The following is a 21,730-nucleotide window of genomic DNA, read 5'->3' as shown; positions in this document are numbered from 1 at the left end:
TACGGCATCTCCTCTCCCGCCTCGACGCGGGCACATTGGAGACATTGCAGGATGCGGACCATGGCCCGCGCCTTTCAAGCTTCTCGCGAAGTTGAAAAATCCAAATTTTTCTCGATGATGCGGGCTCATCCGGGGCAAGACAGCGCGCTCACACAGCGTCGACTCATGCCCTCTTCACACTGCCGTTCGGCGGCGAGCCGACGGCGCGGCCCCGGCCGCGCGACCGTTCGAGTCACGCACTCGCCAGCTCGCACCGACAGAGGTCAACAGCTCATTCCATAGAAGTCGACAGCTCATCCCCACCCCGGACATCGCTTGTTCCGAATCCGGATCATCGATGTACGCTATCTGGCCGAGCGGCTCGTCCCTGCCGTCGAGGCGCGGGCGACTGGCATCTTCAACGCCGCCGGCCCCGGCGAGCCGCGGTCGGATGGGCGGGCCGGCTCGACGCGCAAGGTCGTGCCGCCGGCGCGGCCGGCGGAGCCGGGGGCCGCCGGCGGGCCCCCCGCCCGAACGTCAGGCCGCTCTCCTCTGCGCGCCGAGGGCGCCTCGCGGCGCGCGGAGACCGAAGAGACGGGAGCCTGCCACTGTAGCGCACCCGCGCCCACTTAAGGTAGGATGCTCTCACACGACTCCGGCGGACGTATCGCCGCTGGTGGAGCCCGCTGCCGCGGGCGACGGCCCCTCCATGACCCCCCACCCATCTACGATCACGACGGCGCTCCCCGCGAGCGAAGGCGCCACGGCGCGGCCCCCCGCGCTGGCCCCGCCCTCGCCGCCGGCGCCCCCGCGATCGCCTCGGAGATGGCGATGAAGCTGCTCTGCGAGCCCGCTGACGAGCGCACCCCACGTGCGCAGGTGCTGAAGGTCGACGTCGAGGCCTACGCCGCGCTCCCTGACGCGGAGCGCCGCGCGGTTCACCTGCGCCTCGGGCGCATGGCCGAGGCGCGATCGCAGCGCGAGCGCTCGGACGAGGCGCTCTTCGAGGCCGCGCACCACCTGAACCTCGGCGCGCCCTTGATCGTCGAGCCGCGCGAGCGGGCAGCGCTCGCCGCGATGAACCTCGCTGCAGGCCGCAAGGCGAGGGAGCGGGGCGCGACCCCCGCGGCCGCCGATCTCTTCGAGGCAGGGATCGCGGCGCTGCCGGACGGGAGCTTCAAGTGGAACCACGAGATCGCCTTCTCCCTGCACGCTGAGGCAGCGGAGTGCGCGCACCTCGGCGGCCGGCTCGATCGGGCGGAGTCGCTGCTCGACGTGCTCGCGGCGGAGGCGCGCTCGGACCTCGAGCGCGCCAGGGCGCACGAGCTGCGCATCGCCGTGTACACCACCCAGGGCCGGCTCGACGAGGCGCTGGCGCTCGGAAACAGGGCCCTCGCGATGCTCGGCGTCCCCCTCCCCGAGGAGGGGCCGGCGCGGAAGACGGCCGCGGACGCCGAGCTCGCGGCCGCGCGCACCGCGCTAGGCACGCGCCGGCTCAAGGATCTGCTCGACGAGCCCGAGGCGTCGGACGCCCGGACCCGCGCGGCGCTCCGGCTCCTCATGGCCCTCATGGTGCCCTCCGCGATGGTCAGCCCGTCGCTCTGCACGTTCATCGCGGCCAGGCAGGTCAACCTGTCGCTGGAGCACGGCAACGGCGGGGTTTCCCCGTACGGCTACGCGGCCTACGCCTGGATCGCCGCGCGGGTGCTCCGCCGCTACGACGAGGCCTACGAGCTCGGCCATCTCGCGCTCGAGATGAACGAGAGGTCCGGACAGCACGAGCTCTCCTGCCGGCTGCGCGTCGTGCTCGGAGCCCACGTCAGCATCTTCACCGATCACCTCCTCTCGAGCCTCGATCTCTTCCAGGCCGCCCTCGAGGCGGGGCTCAGGACGGGCGATCTCACCTACCTGTCCCAGGCGTGCGTCCACACCGCCCTCGTTCGATTCGGGCTAGGCGACGAGTGCGAGGCGGTGCGGGCCGAGGTCGACGGGTTCCTCTCGCTCGTGCGGCGCGCCAGGGAAGAGCTCGCCGTCCTCGCGCTGACCGGGGTGCGCCGCGCGCTCGACGACCTGATGGACACGACGCGCGCCGGCGCATCGCGCGCGCCCGATCGCGGCGACCTCGACGACGCGGGCCACGGCGGGAAGATCTCGGCGCCCGCGTACAGCGCCGTCGCGCGCGTCCACTACGCGCTGCGGCAGCAGCTCTGCTTTCTGAACGAGGACTACGAGGGGGCGCTGCGGATGGGCTCGCTGGCCGAGGCGAGGATGCAGGGCGGCGTCGACGATCACCTCGCGACCGAGGTGTTCTTCTACACCTGCCTCACGCTGCTCTCGCCCGCGCTGGCGCGCGGCCGGCAGCTGACCACCGTCTCGGTGCCCAGCTACCGTGACCGCTTCTCGGAGTGGGCCGAGCGGTGCCCGGACAATTACCGTCACAAGCACCTCCTCCTCCGCGCGGAGTGCGCGCGCGCCGCCGGCGAGGAGCTCGCGGCGATGAAGCTCTACGATCAGGCGATCGAGTCGGCGAAGGTGAACGGGTTCGTCCGGGACGAGGCGCTCGCCAGCGAGCTCTGCGCAAAGTTCCACCTGGCGAGCGGCAGGGAGCGGATCGCCCACGTCTACATGGCCGACGCCCACGAGGGCTACCTGCGGTGGGGCGCGACGGCCAAAGCGCGACAGCTGTCGCGAAAGTACCCGCACCTCGTGGCGCGCGCCTCGCTCCTCGGATCGCAGAGCCGTCCGCCGGAGTCCGCGCTCCCGGCGAGCACGGAGCGCCCCACGTCGTTCGACGCGTTCGCCCTCCTCCGCGCCTCGCGCGCGATGTGCGGGGAGCTCGTCCTGGAGCGGCTCTTCGAGCGGCTCCTCCGGACCCTGATCGAGAGCTCGGGCGCGCAGCGCGCCGTGTTGATCCTGGCGCGCGACGGCGCGCTGACCGTCGAGGCCGAGCTCGACGGCGACCGCGGAGGGGTCCGCGTCGGGCCTTCGACGCCGCTCGAGTCCGCCACCGAGCTCGCCGGGAGCGTCGTTCACCACGTCGCCCAGACGCAGCAGCCGATCGCCCTCGCCAGCACGGCCATGGACGAGCGGTTCGCGGACGACCCTTACCTGCTGGAGGGCGGCCTGCGACCGATCTTGTGTCTCGCCATGACGCACCAGGGCCGCCTCACGGGCGTGCTCTATGCGGAGAACGGCGCGACCGCTGGAGCGTTCCGCGCTTGCCAGGTCGAGCTCTGCGGTCTCCTCGCATCGCAGGCGGCCGTGGCCGTGCACAACGCGCTGCGCTACCGCGACGCGCAGAGCACCTCGCGCGAGCTCCGTCGCTGCAACGAGGCCCTCGTCGAAGAGGTCGCCCGCCTCACCGTGGAGCTCCGCGCCTGCAACCGCGACGCGAGCCCCGCGAGCGAGATGCGGCGCTGCAACGACGCGCGCTAGTCCCCGCTGCAGCGGGGTACAGGCTCGTGCGATACGGGCTCAGCGGCCTTTTGCCAAGCGCTGTGGGCGGATGCTGTCACCGCGGCTCGAACATCCCCTCTGGAAAATCCATGACGCCGGCATCAGAGCGGCCGCAAATCATGCATAGCGCGGCCGAGGTCGCGCCAGAGCTCCGCCCGAGATGCGCGGGAGCGCGAAGGGGGAGCGCAGCCGTGCGAACGAGCCACGCTACAGCGCAAAACGCGTGTGGCAGCGAGGTAGAGGCGCGCGACAGCAGCGCAGAGTCCGTCCGGCGCACAGCCTTCCTGCCCCGGGGGTGAAGCGGTGCCGATAGGCACATGCTCCGAATGAAAAGCTCGGGATCTCACGGGGAGAAGGGGAGACGCAAAGCATCTTCCGTCTTCACTCCTCCCGTGATTCCCGAGCCTAGAGCGATGAACAAAACCGGACCGAGCCATGCAGCCGCGCGGGCGCATGGCGACGGAGGTGATGAGTGGCGCTCTAACAGCCTATCCCCCGCCCACCGTACCGCGGGCTCGGCGAGGGATGGGCTCTATCGTCGCGCTCGTCTCAGGCGCCGCCCGCGCCGCCCTCGCCCGCGCCGCCGGTGCCGCCACCCGCGCCGCCCTCGCCCGCGCCGCCGGTGCCGCCACCCGCGCCGCCCTCGCCCGCGCCGCCGGTGCCGCCACCCGCGCCGCCCTCGCCCGCGCCGCCGGTGCCGCCACCCTCGCCGCCGGTGCCGGTCGTCGCCGCGCTCGTCGTCGTCGAGGAGGAGGTGGTGGTGGTCTCTTCGTCATCGCCGCATCCGGCGCCGATCATCATCATGGTCGCGCCAAGCAGCAGCGCGCTTGCAAAGATGCTCTTCGAAGCGTTCATGGTTCGTTCTCTCCGTTGGGTTGTCCCCCCCAAAGAATGACTCGATGGAATCCCGCACCGATCACCGCTCCACACCGCCAGGCGACTCAAATCGCGCGAAGAATCACGCAAAACAAAACGCGCCCGAAGGCGCCATGAGCACGCCGCGTGCGATGGCCCGGTGTCGACTCCGTGGTGATTCCGTTATGATGGACGATAGGCCACCATACTGGATTACGCAAGCTTTTTGTCTCAGTGCATCATCGTTGCATGTGGGTGGCCCACCGTGAGCGCCCACCGGTCAAGCACATTCGCCTACGCGGGCGGGGGCGAACGTGGCGCGTGAAGAACGACTGCGCCTGACAAAACATCCGCCATAACGGATTAACCTCCAGAGGTGAGAGCCCCATGAGCCAAAGCCTGCTCGCGTGAGCGGCCTGGAGGAGCAGCGCCGGCGCCGCGCGGCGCGCGACGGAGCCCGAGTGCAGCGCGGACGCGCCTCGTCGGGCCCCCGATGGGGGGTCGGCTCCCGGTCTGGTCATGAGGACACGTTGCGCGGCATGAGCTGCAAGTCCCAGGCCCAAAGCTCGTCGGCCTCGGCCCTCGTGCCTGCTCATGAGCGCAGGCGTCCGAAGGAGACACCCGATATCGCGAGCGGGCCGGTCGCGGGCGAGCTCTGGTGTGATGTGCGAGCGAGAGAGAAGGCGAGCGCGCTCCCGGCGAAGAGAGCTCAAAGACGCTCGTTCACCGGACTGGCCCTCGTCTCCGCGCGATCCTCACGGGTTGAGCTCCTCGCTCGATCCTCGATCCCGGGCGCAGGGGAGCTCGCCGGCGCGGGCCCGGGCCGCGAGGCTGGCCACGGCGGCCACGAGGGCGGCGGGCTCGATCGGCTTCGTGGCGTGCATGTGGAAGCCGGCCTCCAGCGCGCGCTTCTGGTCCTCTTTGCGCGCATAGGCCGTCAGCGCCAGCGCGGGCAGATCGCCGCCGGCCTGCGGCGGGCGCTGCCGGATGGCGCGGATGAGCTCATAGCCGTCCTCGCCGGGCATGGCGATATCGCTCACGAGCACGTGCGGGCTCGCAGCGCAGAACGCCGCGAGCGCCTCGTGGGCCGAGGCCACGGCCGTCACCTCGGCGTGGTGCTGCGACAGCACCTCCTGAAGGAGCTCCCTGGCGTCCGCGTCGTCCTCGACGAGCAGGACACGGAGCCCGCCGAGGTTGGACGCAGGCTCCGAGCACGCGAGCGAGCGCGACCGGCCTTCCCGCGGCAGGGGCGGCCGCGAGCTGCGCTCGACCCCGAGGAGCGGGAGCCGGACCACGAACGTCGACCCCTTCTGCAACCCAGGGCTCTCGGCCACGACCGAGCCGCCGTGGATCTCGACGATGTGGCGCACAAGGGACAGCCCGATGCCGAGGCCCGCGTGCGTCCTGCGGCTCGTGCTGTCGGCCTGGCGGAAACGCTCGAAGACGAGCGGGAGGAACTCGGGCGAGATCCCCTCCCCCGTGTCGCGCACCGTGAGCTCCGCTGTCGCGCCGGCCCGCCGGAGGGAGACGAGGATATGGTCTCCGGGACGCGTGAACTTGAGCGCGTTGGAGGTGAGGTTCGAGACCACCTGCTGCAGCCGATCCGCGTCGCCGTTCACCTCGATGTCGGGATCGAGCGAGACGTCGATCGTGAGCCCCTTCGCCTCGGCGGCCGGGCGGATCGCGTCGACGGCGATCTCCACGACGGGCGCGAGCGCCATCGGCGCGGCGCTGATGCTCAGCTTGCCCGTCGTGACCCGCGAGACGTCGAGGAGATCCTCGATGAGCTTCGTCTGAGCGGCCACGTTGCGCTCGATCACCTCGAGGCCATGGGACACCCGCTGCACGTCGAACGGCTCGGAGCGCAGGAGGTGCGTCCAGCCGAGGATCGCGTTGAGCGGGCTGCGCAGCTCGTGGGAGAGCGTGGCGAGGAACTCGTCCTTCAGGCGGTTCGCCTCGCGCGCCTCGGCGTGCACGCAGTTCTGGATGGCGATGGAAGCGAGCTGCGCCAGCTGCACAAGGACGGTCTCGTCGTCGTCGGAGAACTCGCCGTCGTGCCGATCCGAGAGCTGGATGGTCCCGATGTTCTGGCCGTCGGCCGCGGAGAGGGGCACCGCGAGGTACCCCCGCGGCGGCGGCTTTTGCCCGCGGTCGTCCAGCCACTCCGGGTGCAGCGAGAGCTCTCGCTGCGTCATCCGGAGCGGCCGGTTCATTTCGCACACGAGGGCGCACAGCTTGCCGGCGATGGGGAGAGGCGCCTCTTTTTGAAACGTCGTGTACCGCTCCGAGAGCGACACCGCGGTCCGCGCCCGCTCGCCGGGCCGCTCCAGCTTCACGAGCGTCATCGCCTGGTGGGCGCCGCCGACGTCGCGGGCCGCGTCCGTGATCGCCGCGACCATGGCGTCGAGCGACAGGGCCGAGTTGATCGCGAGCGCGGCGCGGTTGAGCCGCTGGAGCTGCTCCGCGTGCACGCGCAGCGACTCCGCCTGGAGCTTGATCTTCTGTGTCTTCTTGAATAGGTCGACGAAGACTGACACCTTGGTGCGGAGGACTTCCGGCGCGAAGGGGGTCATGATGTAATCGACCGCCCCGAGCGAATAACTGCGCTCGACATACACGCGCTCGGTGTGCGCGGTCAGGAAGATGATCGGCGTGTGCAGCGTGCTCCTCCGCTTGCGGATGAGCGTCGCCGTCTCGAACCCATCAATCTCCGGCATCTTGATGTCGAGGAGGATGACCGCGAACTCCTCCTGAAGGAGGTGGCGAAGCGCTTCCCTCCCGGACGCCGCCTTGACGATGTTTTCGCCGAGCGGCGCGAGGACTGCCTCCAGGGAGAGGAGCTGCTCAGGCCTGTCGTCAACGATCAGGATGTTGACTCTGCCCACTTCTGCCCTCATCCCGCGTCTCCTTGCCCGTCGTCAGCGCCGCGGCCAGCCTCGCAGCATCCTCAGGAATGGGGCTGTGTCCACCGCTTTCGGGTAGCGCCTGCCGCGTCCGCTCGGGTCCGCTTCAACATTCCGCGCGAGGAGGCGCGGGGCGCCGCGGTCACCGGGCGAGCGCAGCGCGCACCCGCGACGAAGGGTGCGCCCGCCCGCCCGCCCGCCGGGACGGCTTCCAGGGCGCCGGAGGGCGTCTCCATGGGCGGTCTTCCGCGCGGGCGCCGCGGGCGCCGACGCGCAGACCTCATCATACCGGCCTCGCCCAAACCCGGAACGCTCGGCCCTCTGAGCATGGCCGCTCCGCTGATCCATTCCAGCCCTCCCTGCGCTGCGCCGACGAGCCCGTATCGTAGTCGAGGCGCTCTCTTACCTGCGACCCAGGGCTCGCCTGCAGTATCCACAAGGGGGTCCCTGACCCCGCTGCATGATCCCCGCACGCAAACCCTACACCGGAGCACGCCGGGGTGGAAAGAGGATTCATGGCGCGATCGGGCGCCGCCTCTCGGAACGGCCGTGAGAGATCGCGAGAATCATAGAGAGCGCGAAGAAAGCCGAGGCGAGAGGAGGAGAGCGACGTAATGACACGCTCCTGACGCGCAGTCGACTCGCACACGCACACGCACACGCACACACGCACGCCTGCGCGCTCGACGCTCTCCGCGTGCCTCGTGTTCCCCTGGCGAGGGATCGCTCGCGGCGCGCGCGGTCCGGACGCTAGACGGCGGAGCGCCGCTCCTGGAGGGAGCGCGAGTGCCGGAGGATCACCTCGAAGACCTCGGCGACGCCGTCGGGATCGAGCCCGAGCTCGACGGCGCAGCGGCGGCGCGACTCCATCAGCCGCGCCTCGCGCACCGGATCCCGGACCGCCGCGCCGATCGTGGCCTTGGCGCGCCCGGCGCGCTGGACGAGCTCGGCCCTCCTCGCGAGCAGGCCGACGAGCTCCAGATCCAGGTCGTCGATGAGCTCCCGCGTCTCGCGGAGCTCGGGGGAGAGCGCGCCGAGATCGGGGATCGCGAGCGCGGCGAGGTCCTCGGGCGCGGCGTCCTTGGCCGGGACGTCGAGGCTCCGATCGACGGCGACGAGCGCGTCGATGAGGCGGCGGCGCGCCTCGCCGGCGAAGGGGTTCTCGCGGTGCAGCGCGGCGAACAGGTGCCCCGCGTCCACGCGCACCGTCTCGATCGTGTGCGCGATGCCCTGGAACGAGGGCGGCGCGTAGGGCGCGCCGGCGGGCACGCCCGCGTCCATCATGCCCTTCGCGATGAAGAACGCGAGCGCGTGCGTGAAGGCCATGACGCGGTCGTGCTCCTCCGGGGCCTGCTCCAGCACCTGACAGCCGATCCGCTCGAACAGCGCGACGACGCGGCGCACCGCGTCGGGGTGCGCAGGGTTCGGGCAGACGACGGCGCGCAGCGGGCGCTCGCCGCGGGCGAGGCTCGCCGGACCGAACAGCGGGTGCGTCGCCACCCAGGGCCGGCCTTCGCCGAGCACCTCGGCCATGGCGCTCGCCGGCACGGTCTTCACGCTGCCCACGTCGGCCACGATCTGCCCCTGCGCCAGGTGCGGCCGCAGCGACAGCAGGGCCTCGCGCACCGCCGGCACCGGGACGGCGACGATGACGAGGTCCGCGCCGTCCACGAGCTCCGGGAGCGAAGCGGCCCGCACGGCGCCGCGGATCTCCGCGGAAGGGTCGAACGCGCGCACCGCGATCCCCGCGTCGCGGAGCAGCGACCCGAGCGCCGCGCCGAAGCGGCCGTACCCGAGGAATGCGACCTTGCCGATGCGCGCGGGCGGAGCGAGAGGGCCCCCGGAATGTGGGAGAGAATGCGGCATGCGGCGGATACTACGACAGCCGGTCTACGCCGATGTCACGTTTTCTCGGCACAACCACGAGGAGCTGCGCGCGCGTCCGCAGCAGACAGGGCGGCTCTCCGGCTTCTCCAAGCCCGCCTCGCTCACGGCGACGATGTACCTTCGCCGAGGCCGGACACGGCGCCGCTGCCCCGGGGGCGGCTCGAGCGGCGCCGGCTCACCTGAGCTGCGCCGCGGCCACGCAGAGGATCGCGAGCAGCGACGCGACGGCCGCGATCAGCGCGAGGCGCGCCTTGTTGCGCCCCGTGTCCTGCGCGCCGCGCCGCAAGGTCGCCGGGCCCGCCTGCGACGCCGGGCCTGCCTGCGAGCTCGGCTCCGCGCTGTCGAGCGGGCGCGGCCGCACGCTGAGCCCGAGCCCGATCGTCGGCAGCGAGTCGCGGGGGCGCGGAGGGAGCGTCGCGCCGAGGAGGCGGGCGGCCCGCTCCACGTGATCCTGGCCGGCCGCCGACGCGTGGGGGGCGAGCGCGATCGCCAGCTCGACCACGCTCGTGGGCCGCCGCGCCGGGTCCTTCTCGAGACAGCAGAGGAGCATGCGCTCCACGGCCGGGGGGATATCGGGCTGCAGCGCGCTCGGCAGCGCCGGCGCCGCGTTCTCGACGCGCAGCGCGAGATCGGCGAGCGAGCTCGCCTCGAACGGCGGCCGCCCGGTCAGGAGCCGGTACAGGATCGCGCCGAGCGACCAGACGTCGGCGCGGGCGTCGACCGCGACCGACGACCGCATCCGCTCCGGCGACATGTAGAGCGGCGCGCCGAGCGCCTCCCGCGTCTGCGCCGCCGCGCTGCCGTCGCTCGTGCCGGACGGCTCCCTGGACGCGCCGAAGCCGAGCACCTTGAGGAGCGTCGCGCCGCCGGGGGTCGTCGCGAGGAACAGGCGCGCCGGCTCGAGGCCGCGGTGCACGATCCCCGCGGCGTGCGCCTCGGCCACCGCCACGCAGGCCTGAAGCATCCAATCGATGGCCTCCGAGAGCTCGAGCCGGCCGCGGCCGCGCAGCAGCTCGGCGAGATCCTGCCCGTCGAGGTGCTCGGTGACGATGTACAGGACACCCGAGTCGAGCTGGCCCACGTCGAGCACCCGCGCGATGTGCTCCCCCTTGAGCCCCACCGCCGCGCGTGCCTCCCGGAGCGAGCGCTCCACGAGCTGCGGGCTGCCGTCGCCGAGCAGGAGCTCGATCGCGACCCTCTGCGGAAGGACGACGTGGCTCGCGAAGGCCACCGTCCCCACCCCGCCGCTGCCCGAGATCCGGTCGACCCGGTACTTCTCGGCGATCACGTCCCCTGCGACGACAGGTGCGTTCATCGAAGCTCCCCGCAGCGCGCACCGGCGCAGGGGCGGCCGCCCCCCCGTACATGCGCTGATTCATCCTAGCACCTTCGCTCACCGGATTGGCGGCCGTCGCGGGCCCTCGCGCAGATCGAGGGCGGCGCCTGGCCGCCTTTCGCCTTGCCCGCGCGGCCGGGCGCGCGGGCAAGGGACGGCTGGACGAGCGCCTCGCGATGGAGGGAGGTCGCGCAGCGCACAGATCGTCGCGCCGATGAATGAGGCGCCGACGTCGCGCAATCGCACGAAGCGCACAACCCGACGTCTCTCCCATATCACGAGACCCAGGACTTCCCGGCTCGCACCTACACTCATCCTGCTTTATATTCTCCCGGCATCGCGCGAGGGGGGACGCGTATGACTCGGGCGGAAGCGACTGAGGTCCACCGCTGCGGCCGATTTCTGCTCCGCAGAATCGGGCTCTCCGGAAGGATCGTGGTGCAGAAGACCTTGCGGGGGCGTCATCCAGCCCCGGGCGCGGCAGCTCTCCTGTGGCGCGAGCACGCCTTCCTGCGCCGGCTGGACGTTCCGGGGGTCGTGCGGCCGCTCGCGCTCGAGGGCCCGGAGAGCACGCCGGCGCTGCTCCTCGAGGACGCGGGCCCCGAGGACCTCGAGCGGCGGCTCGCCCGGGGGCCGCTCGCGCTGGACGAGTTCTTCGACATCGCCATCGCGCTCGCCGACACGTGCGCGCGCATCCACGGGCGCGGCGTCGTCCACCGCGCCATCGCCCCGGGCCGCGTGGTCCTCGGCGAGAACGGGCAGGTCACCCTTGTCCATTTCTCGGACGCGGCCGAGCTGACAAGCGTGCCCCGAGCCGTGGAGCACGAGAAGTTCGACGCGCTCCCCTTCCTGTCCCCCGAGCAGCTCGGGCGCACCTGCTGGTTCATCGACGCGCGCTCGGACCTGTACGCGCTGGGAGCGACCTTCTACGCCATGCTCACCGGCGCGCCGCCCTTCAAGGACCTCGATCCGCTCGCGCTCGTGCACGCCCACGTGGCGAGGAGCCCCGTGCCCGCGCACGTCGTGAACCCCAATGTCCCGGCGGCGCTCTCCGAGCTCGTGCAGCGGCTCCTCGCCAAGATGCCGGACCTGCGATACCAGAGCGCCGAGTGCCTCGCCCAGGACCTCCACGAGGCGAGGAGGCGGTGGCGCTCCGGAGGCACCGTCCCGCGGTTCGAGCTCGGCCGCATGGACCTTGCGCGGCGGCTCCCGCTGCCCGATCGCCTGATCGACCGCGAGCACGAGCTCGCCGCGCTGTGCGGCGCGCTCGCCCGCGTGTCGAACGGCGCGACGGAGCTCGTGATGGTGACCGGGGAAGCAGGCGTCGGGAAGACCGCCCTCGTCGAGGCGCTGCAGGCCGCCGTCGCCGAGCGGGGCGGGCGGTTCATCGAAGGCAAGTTCGACCTGCGCGCGGCGAACGTGCCCTATGCGTCCCTGGCAGAGGCGCTCCGCGCCCTCGCCGCCGCGCTCCGCGCCGAGCCGGAGGAGAGCCGCGCGCAGCTCAGGGAGGCGGTCAGCGAGCGGTGCCGCGCCCTCGGCGAGCTCTGCCCGGAGCTCATCGAGCTCCTCGGGGACGAGCCCGCGCTGCCGGCCGCGGATCCGGTGCGCGCGGAGAACTGCTTCCTGCTCGCGATCCAGGACCTCGTGCGCGCGGTGGCCAGCCAGCGGCCGCCGCTCGCGATCTTCCTCGACGACCTCCAGTGGACGGACGCCGCGTCGCTCCGCGTCCTCCGCGCCCTCGCCGCGGATCCGGGCAGCAAGCACGTGCTCCTGCTCGGCGCGTACCGATCGAGGGAAGTCGGCGCCACACACCCGCTCCACCAGACCTTCGAGGAGCTCCGGCGCGCGCAGGTCGCCCCGATCACGCACCTCTCGCTCGGCCCGCTCGGCGTCGAGCCGGTCGTCACGCTGCTCGCCGAGGCGCTCCGATGCGAGCCGGAGCGGGCGCGCCCGCTCGCCACGCTCCTCCTTACCAAGACGGCGGGCAACCCCTTCTTCATCCGCCAGCTCCTCCGGTCGCTCCAGGAGAAAGGCCTGCTCTGCTTCGACGCGATCCGCTCGACATGGACGTGGGATCTCGGCCGGCTCGAGCGGGTCGGGGTCACCGACAACGTGGTCCAGCTGATGTCGGAGTCCGTCCGGAGGCTGCCCGAAGCGGCGCAGGAGCTCCTGCAGGTCGCCGCGTGCATCGGCAGGCGCGCGGAGCTCCGGCTCATCGCGGCGGTGCTCGGCCGATCCGTCGACGAGACGACCGCATCGCTCGTCCAGCCGCTCCGTGAGGGGCTCGTCGTGCCCGACGGCACGTGCGAGCGCGAGGCGGGGCTCGCGATCCGGTTCGTCCACGATCGGGTCCAGCAGACGGCCTACGAGCTCGGACCGGAGCAGCTGCGGATGCAGCTGCACCTGGAGATCGGCCGCTTCCTCGAGGCCACCTGCACCAACGGGACGGACGCCGCGCTGTTCGACGCCGCGGACCAGATGAACCTCGGCGCCGCGTTGCTCGACGCGGAGCAGCGGGAGCACCTCGCGCAGCTCAACCACCGCGCCGGCGTCAAGGCGCGCCGCGCCGCGGCCTTCGGCCCCGCGCTCGCCTACTTCCGCAGCGGTCTCCGCCTGCTGCCGGAAGGCGCCTTCCGCTCGCGCTACGAGCTCTGGTTCTCCCTCCACCGCGACGCGGCGGAGTGCGCCGCGCTGACCGATCAGCACGCGGCGGCCCGCGCGCTCGTGGAGGAGGGGCTCCGCCACGCGGCGTCGATCCCGGAGAAGGTCGACCTGGAGGCGCTCCGCATCATGAGCGCGACGATCACCGGCGATCACGATCTGGCGCTCGCCTGGGGGCGCGACGCGCTGCGCGCGCACTTCGGGGTCGAGCTGTCGGCGGCGGACCTCGACGCGGAGATGGCGACGCAGCGGCGGGCCATCGCCAGCCACCTCGCGGCGCGCTCGCCCGAGTCGCTCGTCGATCTCCCCCGCTTGACCAGCCCAGAAGAGCGGGCCCGCATGAGGCTCCTCGCCGAGATGGTGGCCCCCGCCTGGTTCGCGGACCGGAAGCAGCTGATGCTCCTCACCTCCCTCGGCGTCCGCTTCGCGCTGGAGCACGGCAACTCGAGCGAGTCGATCCTCTCCTACGCAGGGCACGCGATGCTCCTGGCGGCCGAGGGCGAGCTCTCGGCCGCCCAGGGCTTCGGCCGGCTCGCGGTGGAGCTCGCGCGGAGGTTCGAGGATCGCGCCCAGGAGACGATCGCCCGGTACATGTACGCCGAGTTCGTTCACCCGTGGGTCGCGCCGCTCGCCTCGGGCGGGGCGTCGTTCCGCGAGATCGTGGCCCTGGGCGTATCGTCCGGCGAGCTCCGCTTCTCCTCGTACGCGCGCACGGGGCTCGTGGGACACGCGTTCGCCGCAGGGGTGGAGCTCGATCGCGTGCTTGTCGATCTGAACGACGGGTTCGCGTTCAGCCAGCAGACCGGCAACAAGTCGACGCGCCTCTACCAGCTCTCCTACCGGCAGATGATCCGGTGCCTCAAGGGGCTGACGAGGGGCCGGAACGTGCCTGACGACGCCGATTTCGACGAGCGGGCCTTCCTCGAGGCGGCGCAGGGGGAGGCGCCGGCGAGGTGCGTGTATCACATCCTGCGCCTCCAGTGCTCGTACCTGTTCCGGGACATGGCCCAGGCCATCGCGCACGCCGACGCGGCGCTCTCGGGCATTCACTTCCTCGGCGGCTACATCCCCGAGTGCGGGTGCGCGCTGTACACCGCGCTCACGCTGCTGTGGCGGTGCGATGAGGCCGACGAGCAGGAGAGGGCCGCGCTGCTCGCGCGCGTGGACGATCTGCGGCGCTCGCTGCGGAGGTGGGACGCGGGCTGCGCGGAGAACTTCGGCCCGCGGCGCCTCCTCGTCGAGGCGGAGCTCGCCCGCGTAGAGCGCAGGTTCGAGCTCGCCAGCGCGCGGTACGACGAGGCCATCGAGGCTTCGACGCGCGGGGGGTTCCTCCACATCGCGGCGATCGGCAACGAGCTGGCCGGGCGCTTCTACCACGGGCTAGGGCGGGCGCGGATCGCGGCCATGTACCTGCGCGCCGCGCGGCAGGGGTTCGCCCGCTGGGGGGCGTCGGAGAAGGCCCGCGCGCTCGCTGAGGAGTTCGGGCTCGGCGGGTCCGGCGACGAGCCGGAGCTCGCCGAGGAGCGGCTGCCGACGGCCGCGCTCGACGCGCTCAGCCTGCTCAAGGCCGCGGAGACCCTCTCGGGCGAGATCGTGCTCGATCGGCTGCTCGAGAAGCTCCTGGGCGTCTGCCTGGAGGCCGCCGGCGCGCAGCGCGGGGCGCTCGTGCTCGAGGAAGAGGGGGAGCTCTTCGTGCGGGCCCAGGGGTCCGTCGCCACCCCGGTCTCCATCGAGCGCACGCCGCTCTCCCGGTCGCGCGATGTCCCGCGGCGGATCGTCGAGCACGCGCACGGCGCGCGGGAGATCGTCGTGCTCGGCGACGCGGCCAGCGAGCTGGAGCGCAAGCGCGATCCTCGCTTCGCCGAGGGCGGCTCGCGGTCGGTCCTGGTCCTGCCCATCCAGCGGAAGGAGGCGCGGCTCGGGGTGGTCTACCTCGAGAACAACCTCACCACGTACGCCTTCACGCGCGATCGCGTCCACGTGCTGGAGCTCCTCTCCGGCCAGATCGCGATCGCCCTCGAGAACGCCCGCCTCTACCGCGAGGCGCAGCACGCGGTGCGCGTCCGCGACGAGTTCCTCAGCGTCGCGTCGCACGAGCTCAGGACGCCCGTCACCTCCCTGCGCCTCGGCCTCCAGGCGCTGCTCCGCCGGGGCGACCACGCGTCCGACGAGCGCCTCGCGCGCGCCCTGCAAAGGATGGATCGGCAGGTGCACCGGCTCGTCCGGCTGATCGACGACCTGCTCGACGTATCGCAGCTCCACACCGGCCGGCTGGAGCTGCACGTCGAGCCGGTCGATCTCGCGGAGGTCGTGGACGACGTCCTGGAGCGGCTCACCGAGCGCATCGCGCAGTCCGGCTCCTCCGTGAGCGTGCGCGCCGAGCCGTCCGTCGTGGGGTCGTGGGACAGGAGCAGGCTGGAGCAGGTGGTCTCGAACCTGCTCGACAACGCCCTGAAGTTCGGCGGGGGCAAGCCGATCGACATCTCCGTCGCCCGGAACGACGACACGGCGGAGCTCGTGGTGCAGGATCAGGGCATCGGGATCCCGGCCGCGCGGCTCCCGCACGTGTTCGACCGGTTCGAGCGCGCGGTGTCGAGCCGCCATTTCGGCGGGCTGGGGCTCGGGCTCCACGTCGTGAAGAGCATCGTCGAGGCGCTCGGCGGCGCGGTGCGCGTGGTCAGCCGCCCAGACGAGGGAGCGCGGTTCACGGTGGAGCTGCCCTGCGAGCGGCCGGCGGCGAGCCACGCGGCGTCGGCGACGCTCGGCGGCCTGCACGCCTGACGGGAGCGGGAGCCGACGCGAGCCGACCGCTACTTTTTCCTGCTCTCAGGCTGCTGGGGGACCATGAGGATGTACGGCGTCGTGGGCTCCTCGCCGGCCGGCACCGCCTCGGGCGCGCGGACGCCCTTCTCTCCGAGGCTCCGGATGAAGCGGTACATCGCTACGAGGTCGCGATCGTGCAGGGTCGTGTAGTTGAGCCATGGCATCGGCGGGCGGCCGGCGGCCGCGCGGAACATCCGCACCCAGGCGTCCTCGCCGAGGTTCTGGACGGAGTTCCGGAGGTTCGCCGCATAACTCGTCCCCCACGGGCCTCGGTAGCCGACGTCGCTGCCCGTCAGCCACTCCGAGGTCGGAAGCCTGCCGCTCGATCTGTCCCAGCCGGGCGTATGGCAATCGTTGCACCCGCCCACGAGGATCAGGTACCGGCCGGCCTCCTCGGGGCTCCCCGCCGTGATGTGCGGCGACACAGGCGACCGGGCGACGGCTGCACAGCCGATCAACGCCAGAAGCGCCGCACCCGGCAACCACTGCACGGTCCGGCGCGCCGCGCGCGCCCGGTCCGCGGCGGACGATCTCGATCCGGTGCGCGTTTCGCGCTGCATTCCAACCATTCCATCCCTCGTGCAGCGCGCGTGCCGGGCTGCGGCGCGGCGCGCGGACGAGCGCTCTACGAGCCGCCGGCGCGGGCCTTCTTGCGCGGCGCCGCCATGAGCGGACGGAGTCCGTTCACGCAGGCGAGGACCGCGGAGCCGTTGTTCATGAGCGTCGCCGCGACCGGGTTGAGGAGCCCGGGGATCGACAGCGCGTACGCGACCGCGTTCACGGCGAGGATCATCGAGAAGTTCTGGTGGATGAGGCGCATCGCGGCGCGCGAGACGTCGATCGCCTCGATGAGCTTCGACAGATCGTCCTCCACGAGGACGACGCCGGCCGTCTCCCGGGCGATCTCCGCGCCCGCGGACACGCTGATGCCGATGTCGGCGTACGACAGCGCCGGGGAGTCGTTGATGCCGTCCCCGACGACCGCGACCGTGCGGCCCTCCTGCGTCAGCCGGCGCGTGATCTCCGCCTTGTCCTCGGGCAGCATCTCCGCGAAATACCGGGTGATGCCGAGCTCGAGCGCGACCTGCCGGGCCACCTCGCGGCTGTCGCCGGTCAACATGACGATATCGTCGATCCCGCGCGCGCGCAGGCTGCGGATCGTCGCGCGGCTCTCGGCCCGGATCGCGTCCCGGCACGCGAGCGTGGCGACGTGCCGCCCGTCGACGGCGAGGAAGAGGAGCGATTTCGCCGCCGCCTCGAGCGCCCTCCTCGCGCCGGCGTCGGCGCGGCAGGTGATGCCGAGCTCGTCGAGGAAGCGGGGGCTGCCGAGCTGCACGACATTGCCGAAGACCTTGGCCTGCACGCCCCGGCCGACGAGGTAGCGGGACTCTTCCCGGTCCGGGATCGAGAGCCGCCACGCCTCCGCGAGCCGGAGCACGGCCTGCGACACGGGGTGCGTCTGCCGCGCGGACACCGAGGCGGCGAGCGTCGCCGCCTCGCGCTCGGACAGGGCGTCGTGGACGAGGACGTCCGTCACCTCGGGCGTGCCGGAGGTCAGCGTGCCCGTCTTGTCGAACACCACGGTCGACACCTTCGCGAGCTTCTCGATGTAGGCGCCGCCCTTGATGAGGATCCCGCGCCGCGCCGCGGCGTTCATCGAGGCGAGCACCGTCGTCGGGGCCGAGACGCGCGGACCGGTGCCGAAGTCGATCGTCAGGATGGCGGACACGCGGCCGAGATCCCTCGTCGCCGCGAGCACGGCCGCCGAGCAGGCGAGCGCCGGCGGGACGAGCCGGTTCGCCACGAGCTCCGCGTAGTTCTGCGCGCGCGTCTCCAGCGCGGGCGCGCTCTCGATGAGCCGCGCCGTGCTCGCGGCGGTCGTGTCGCCGCCGACCCGCTCGGCGCGGATGTACAGCTTGCCGTCCTTGATGACGGTCGCCGCGAAGCAGCGGTCGCCGGGGCTCTTGAGCACGGGCATCGACTCGCCGGTCAGCGTCTGCTGATCGACGAGCCCCTCGCCGTCCGTGACCGTCCCGTCGACCGGGATCACCGATCCGGTGTAGACGACAAGGAGATCTCCCACGGCGAGCTCGGCCACCGGGATCTGCACCTTCGCATCGCCGCGGACCACCCACGCGAGGTCCTGCTGGTACTCGAGGAGGCCGTGGATCGCGCGCCGGGCGCGCGCCTGGGTGAGATCGCGGATGTGGTCGCCGAGCGTGACCAGCCAGATGATGCCGGCCGCGTTGATGGCGTCTCCGGTCGCCACGGCCGAGGCGATCGCCAGGCTGTCGAGCAGATCGACGTTGAGCTTGCGGTCCCGCACCACCGAGTCCCACGCCCTCTTGAAGATGGGCGCGGACGTCGCGGCGATGAACGGGTACGCGAGCAGCGGCGAGACGAAGCCGCCGAGCGAGAGGATCATGCCGGCGCTCGACAGGTAGAGCGGGCGCTTCGCGAGGGCGGCCGCGCGGCGCGCCTTCCGGGCGGCGCGCGCCGTGCGCAGCGCCCCCCGCGGGGCCGGCGCGGCGGAGGCCGAGGCGGCTGCGCGCACGATCGCGTCGACGTCGACCTGCCGCGGATCGTGCTCGACGACGGCGCTCGACGCGCCCTCGGCGATGCGCACGGACACGACCCCCGGCACGGCGGTGAGCCCCGCCTCGAGCAGCGGGCCGAAGGCCGCGTCCCTCCCGAGGCGCGGGAGCCGCAGGCGGACCCTGCCCGGGATCGCGTGGACCACCGAGACCGGCTCGGTCCCGATCGACAGGAGCGATGCCATCTTCACCCTGCCTCGCCGCCGGCGGGTGCGCCCACGCCCGCGCTCGCCAAGAAGCCCTGGATGCGGCCGTGGTTCAGCACCACGAAGAAGTCGATCCCGTACTTGATGAGCGTGATCCAGTGGGGCATGCCCGGGGAGCGCCGCGTCAGCACCTGGAGCGCCCCGGTGCCGACAAGGAGCGCAGGGATCAGGAGCTTGAGGTCGACGTGCGGCGGCGGGACGCCCTGCGACGCCGCGTTCAGCCGGTCCGCGGCCTGGACCACGAGGCGCACCGTCCGGCCAGGGCTCGGCGGCTCGGCGGGCGCCGCGCAGGGCGACGGCGCGGGACCCGCGATCGGGCGACAGGCGCAGCCCGAGAGCTCGGGGATCTGCGCGAGCTCGGAGAAGACGTCCTCCAGCGGGACATCGGGCTCGTGCTCGACCGTGAGGCTCCCGGCCCACGCGCTCGCCCGCGCGTCGACGACGCTCGGGCAGGCGCGCGCCGTCTCCGCGATCTCCTCCGCCCTCGCGCGGTCCCTTCGCAGCGCGGGGACGGCGAGGCGCACGCGCCCTGGGACCCAGTGGATGATGACGACCCCTCGATCGCTCGGCATGGCTCACCTCCCGGCCTGCGAGGCCGGGTCACCGGAACACCCCTCTTGTCAGCTCCCGGGCGGATCCATCTCGGCGCGCCGCCACCCCTCAGCGCCGTCCGAGCCGGCGCGCTGCTCCTGGCGAGCCATCTCCTCCCTCACCTCGGCGACGAGGTCGGCGAGCCTCTCCCTGCCTTCGCCGAGCGCACCTCGAATCGCGTCGACGGCGACGAAGCCGAGCGTCATGGCCCTCTTGACGGTCGGACGGGTGATCCTCGTCAAGCTGGCGAGCCCCATACCGATGATGATGCCGAGCCCGAGGCGTTCCATCCCCACTCCTCTCTCGAAATCCATGCCCCCGACGAGCGAAGGCGCGACGGATGAAAACAGCGCGCAAAAGCGCGCCGGATGTAAAGACCGAGAATCTGGATCACATGGGCGCTGGGCGCGCGGAGAGGTGGATAGCGACAGAGGATGTCAGCTGTCCCTCCGTGCTCCCATGGCCGATTTCACCGGGCGCGAGCCGTTCCGGGTGCTCTCGCCGCGCGGCGCCGCGCGGCCACGACCTGGACGGGCGTCGCCGCGGGGGCGTCGGCGCCGAGCCCGGGGATGCGAGAGGGCAGACTCGAACGAAAGCCCTTATGTCTCCGGCTTCCGCGAGACCACCCACACGTGTTTTGTAACACCCTAGTCGCGCGCTCGCCATGTGCTTTTCATGTCCGTTCGACACCTGACTCGCGTGCTGGAGGGGCGTTCCGCGCGGGCGTCCGATGCGCGCGGAGCGCACGTCTCCAAGGCGCGCCGGCGCGGGCCGCCCACGGGAGAGCGCGGCCCGCGCCGGCGCGCGGGCGCCGGTGTATCCGTCGCTTCCAGCCGGCGAGCGATCGTGGTAAATTCCGGACATGCAAGCGGGGCAGCAAGAAGAGCCGGTGATGGGGAGCAATGGCTCTCTCCTCGCGGAGCTCCTGGCGGAGACGGGGGTCGCCCCGACCAACGGCGCCTACCAGGACGTGAAGCGGGGCGTGGAGGCCGTGGTCGGCAAGGTGGCCGGCCGTCCGGAGGCCGGCGCGGGGCTGGACAGCGCCCTCATCGACCTGTGGATCGCGGAGATCGACCAGCGGCTGGCGCGGCAGATCGACGAGATCCTGCACCACCCCGTGTTCCAGCGGCTCGAGGCCGCGTGGCGCGGCCTCAAGTTCGCCATCGATCACATCGACTTCCGCGAGAACATCCGGGTCGAGATCCTCAACTGCTCGAAGGACGACCTGCTCGCGGATTTCGAGGACTCGGTCGAGGTCGTGAAGAGCGGTCTCTACAAGATCGCCTATTCGTCGGAGTTCGGCAATTTCGGCGGCAAGCCGTTCGGCGCCGTCATCTCGAACTACGAGTTTGGCCCCGTGCCCCAGGACATCGCGCTCCTCCAGAAGTGCGCGGCGGTGGCGACGATGGCGCACGCGCCCTTCCTGGCCGTCGCGGGCCCGCAGTTCTTCGGGCTCACGGACTACAGCAAGGTGCCGCACCTCGGCGACATCAAGGCGCTCTTCGAGGGGCCGCAGTACGTGAAGTACACCGCGTTCCGCGAGTCCGAGGACGCGCGCTACGTCGGCCTGCTCCTCCCCCGCTTCCTCCTACGCCCGCCCTACGGGGCGAGCACCTCCCCCGTCAGGGCGTTCTCCTACGAGGAGGACGTCGTGGGCAACCACGCGGCGTACTGCTGGGGAGCCCCGACCTACGCGATGGCGACCCGGCTCGCCGAGAGCTTCGCGCGCCACCGGTGGTGTCTTCACATCATCGGGCCGCAGTCAGGCGGCACGGTCGAGGGGCTCACGCTCCACGAGTACGAGGCGCTGGGCGCCATCCAGACGAAGATACCGACCGAGATCATGCTGACCGAGCGCCGCGAGTTCGAGCTCAGCGAGGAGGGCTTCATCGGGCTCACCTTCCGCAAGGACACGGACAACGCCTGCTTCTTCTCCGCGAACTCGGCGCAAAAGCCCAAATATTTCGGCCAGAGCGACGAGGGGCGCGCCGCCGAGATCAACTATCGGCTCGGCACGCAGCTGCCGTACGTCTTCCTCGTCAGCCGGCTCGCCCACTACCTCAAGGTGATGCAGCGCGAGCAGATCGGCACCTGGAAGGAGCGCGGCGACCTCGAGCGCGAGCTGAACAGCTGGCTCAGCCAGTATGTCGCGGACATGGATGTCGTGTCGCCCGCCGTGCGCTCGCGCAGGCCGCTCCGCAAGGCGCGGAGCACGGTGACCGAGGTCGAGGGGAGCGCGGGCTGGTACCGGGTCCACCTCGAGATACGCCCGCACCTCAAGTACATGGGCGCCTACTTCACCCTGAGCCTGATGGGCAAGCTCGACCGGGAGTGACGGGAGTGAGGCCGGCCCGCTCCGGGCGGACGCCGGCGCGACCGCGCGGGATCCCGTGATGGGCGGTCCGCGCCGGCGCAGCGGCCGGTCTGTGGTAGAGCGCA

11 protein-coding genes are annotated in these 21,730 nt (G+C 71.9%); 3 read left to right on the top strand and 8 right to left on the bottom strand.

Features of this window, described 5'->3' with window-relative positions:
- Positions 1–810 precede the first annotated feature (810 nt).
- Positions 811–3,414 (top strand): GAF domain-containing protein, encoded by a 2,604-nt coding sequence (locus tag WME90_RS07135; protein WP_437280321.1) that lies wholly within the window; start codon positions 811–813, stop codon positions 3,412–3,414.
- A gap of 570 nt (positions 3,415–3,984) precedes the next feature.
- Here the strand turns inward: WME90_RS07135 and WME90_RS07130 are convergent.
- The 4 genes from WME90_RS07130 to WME90_RS07115 all read right to left on the bottom strand — a co-directional run bounded on the left by WME90_RS07130 (position 3,985) and on the right by WME90_RS07115 (position 10,395).
- On the bottom strand, positions 3,985–4,290 hold the full coding sequence (locus tag WME90_RS07130) for a hypothetical protein (protein WP_437280320.1): 306 nt from the start codon (positions 4,288–4,290) through the stop codon (positions 3,985–3,987).
- A gap of 755 nt (positions 4,291–5,045) precedes the next feature.
- Positions 5,046–7,187: a response regulator gene (locus tag WME90_RS07125; RefSeq protein ID WP_437280319.1), complete on the bottom strand. Its 2,142-nt coding sequence runs from the start codon at positions 7,185–7,187 to the stop codon at positions 5,046–5,048.
- A gap of 756 nt (positions 7,188–7,943) precedes the next feature.
- Positions 7,944–9,059, bottom strand: a complete 1,116-nt coding sequence (locus WME90_RS07120; RefSeq protein ID WP_437280318.1) for a prephenate dehydrogenase/arogenate dehydrogenase family protein — start codon at positions 9,057–9,059, stop codon at positions 7,944–7,946.
- A gap of 196 nt (positions 9,060–9,255) precedes the next feature.
- On the bottom strand, positions 9,256–10,395 hold the full coding sequence (locus WME90_RS07115) for a serine/threonine-protein kinase (RefSeq protein ID WP_437280317.1): 1,140 nt from the start codon (positions 10,393–10,395) through the stop codon (positions 9,256–9,258).
- Positions 10,396–10,773: 378 nt separating this feature from the next.
- Here WME90_RS07115 and WME90_RS07110 point away from each other — a divergent pair, with 378 nt between their 5' ends.
- Positions 10,774–15,858, top strand: a complete 5,085-nt coding sequence (locus WME90_RS07110) for an AAA family ATPase (protein ID WP_437280316.1) — start codon at positions 10,774–10,776, stop codon at positions 15,856–15,858.
- A gap of 29 nt (positions 15,859–15,887) precedes the next feature.
- Here WME90_RS07110 and WME90_RS07105 read toward each other — a convergent pair whose 3' ends face one another.
- From WME90_RS07105 to WME90_RS07090, 4 genes are all read right to left on the bottom strand, one after another.
- Entirely contained in the window at positions 15,888–16,460 is a 573-nt protein-coding gene (locus tag WME90_RS07105) for a cytochrome C (RefSeq protein ID WP_437280315.1), read from the bottom strand.
- Between the two features lie 65 nt (positions 16,461–16,525).
- Entirely contained in the window at positions 16,526–18,679 is a 2,154-nt protein-coding gene (locus tag WME90_RS07100; RefSeq protein WP_437280314.1) for a heavy metal translocating P-type ATPase, read from the bottom strand.
- Positions 18,680–18,681: 2 nt separating this feature from the next.
- Positions 18,682–19,272 carry a hypothetical protein gene (locus WME90_RS07095; RefSeq protein WP_437280313.1) on the bottom strand — a complete coding sequence of 197 codons (591 nt, stop codon included), beginning with the start codon at positions 19,270–19,272 and terminating at the stop codon, positions 18,682–18,684.
- A 48-nt stretch (positions 19,273–19,320) separates the two neighbouring features.
- Positions 19,321–19,581 (bottom strand): hypothetical protein, encoded by a 261-nt coding sequence (locus WME90_RS07090; protein ID WP_437280312.1) that lies wholly within the window; start codon positions 19,579–19,581, stop codon positions 19,321–19,323.
- Between the two features lie 572 nt (positions 19,582–20,153).
- Here WME90_RS07090 and tssC point away from each other — a divergent pair.
- Entirely contained in the window at positions 20,154–21,626 is a 1,473-nt protein-coding gene (tssC, locus tag WME90_RS07085; protein WP_437280311.1) for a type VI secretion system contractile sheath large subunit, read from the top strand.
- Positions 21,627–21,730 lie beyond the last annotated feature (104 nt).

This window comes from Sorangium sp. So ce375, assembly GCF_051473855.1.
Lineage (GTDB): Bacteria > Myxococcota_A > Polyangia > Polyangiales > Polyangiaceae > Sorangium.
Note: the sequence above shows the minus strand (reverse complement) of the source record. Positions and strands in the feature narration are given on the sequence as shown.

What these genes read in the sequence shown, in the direction of transcription:
- WME90_RS07100 (WP_437280314.1), bottom strand. Translation starts at nt 18,679, where the DNA reads ATGGCATCGCTCCTGTCGATCGGGACCGAGCCGGTCTCGGTGGTCCAC.
- WME90_RS07125 (WP_437280319.1), bottom strand. Translation starts at nt 7,187, where the DNA reads ATGAGGGCAGAAGTGGGCAGAGTCAACATCCTGATCGTTGACGACAGG.
- WME90_RS07090 (WP_437280312.1), bottom strand. Translation starts at nt 19,581, where the DNA reads ATGGAACGCCTCGGGCTCGGCATCATCATCGGTATGGGGCTCGCCAGC.
- WME90_RS07115 (WP_437280317.1), bottom strand. Translation starts at nt 10,395, where the DNA reads ATGAACGCACCTGTCGTCGCAGGGGACGTGATCGCCGAGAAGTACCGG.
- WME90_RS07095 (WP_437280313.1), bottom strand. Translation starts at nt 19,272, where the DNA reads ATGCCGAGCGATCGAGGGGTCGTCATCATCCACTGGGTCCCAGGGCGC.
- WME90_RS07120 (WP_437280318.1), bottom strand. Translation starts at nt 9,059, where the DNA reads ATGCCGCATTCTCTCCCACATTCCGGGGGCCCTCTCGCTCCGCCCGCG.
- WME90_RS07130 (WP_437280320.1), bottom strand. Translation starts at nt 4,290, where the DNA reads ATGAACGCTTCGAAGAGCATCTTTGCAAGCGCGCTGCTGCTTGGCGCG.
- tssC (WP_437280311.1), top strand. Translation starts at nt 20,154, where the DNA reads ATGCAAGCGGGGCAGCAAGAAGAGCCGGTGATGGGGAGCAATGGCTCT.
- WME90_RS07110 (WP_437280316.1), top strand. Translation starts at nt 10,774, where the DNA reads ATGACTCGGGCGGAAGCGACTGAGGTCCACCGCTGCGGCCGATTTCTG.
- WME90_RS07105 (WP_437280315.1), bottom strand. Translation starts at nt 16,460, where the DNA reads ATGCAGCGCGAAACGCGCACCGGATCGAGATCGTCCGCCGCGGACCGG.
- WME90_RS07135 (WP_437280321.1), top strand. Translation starts at nt 811, where the DNA reads ATGAAGCTGCTCTGCGAGCCCGCTGACGAGCGCACCCCACGTGCGCAG.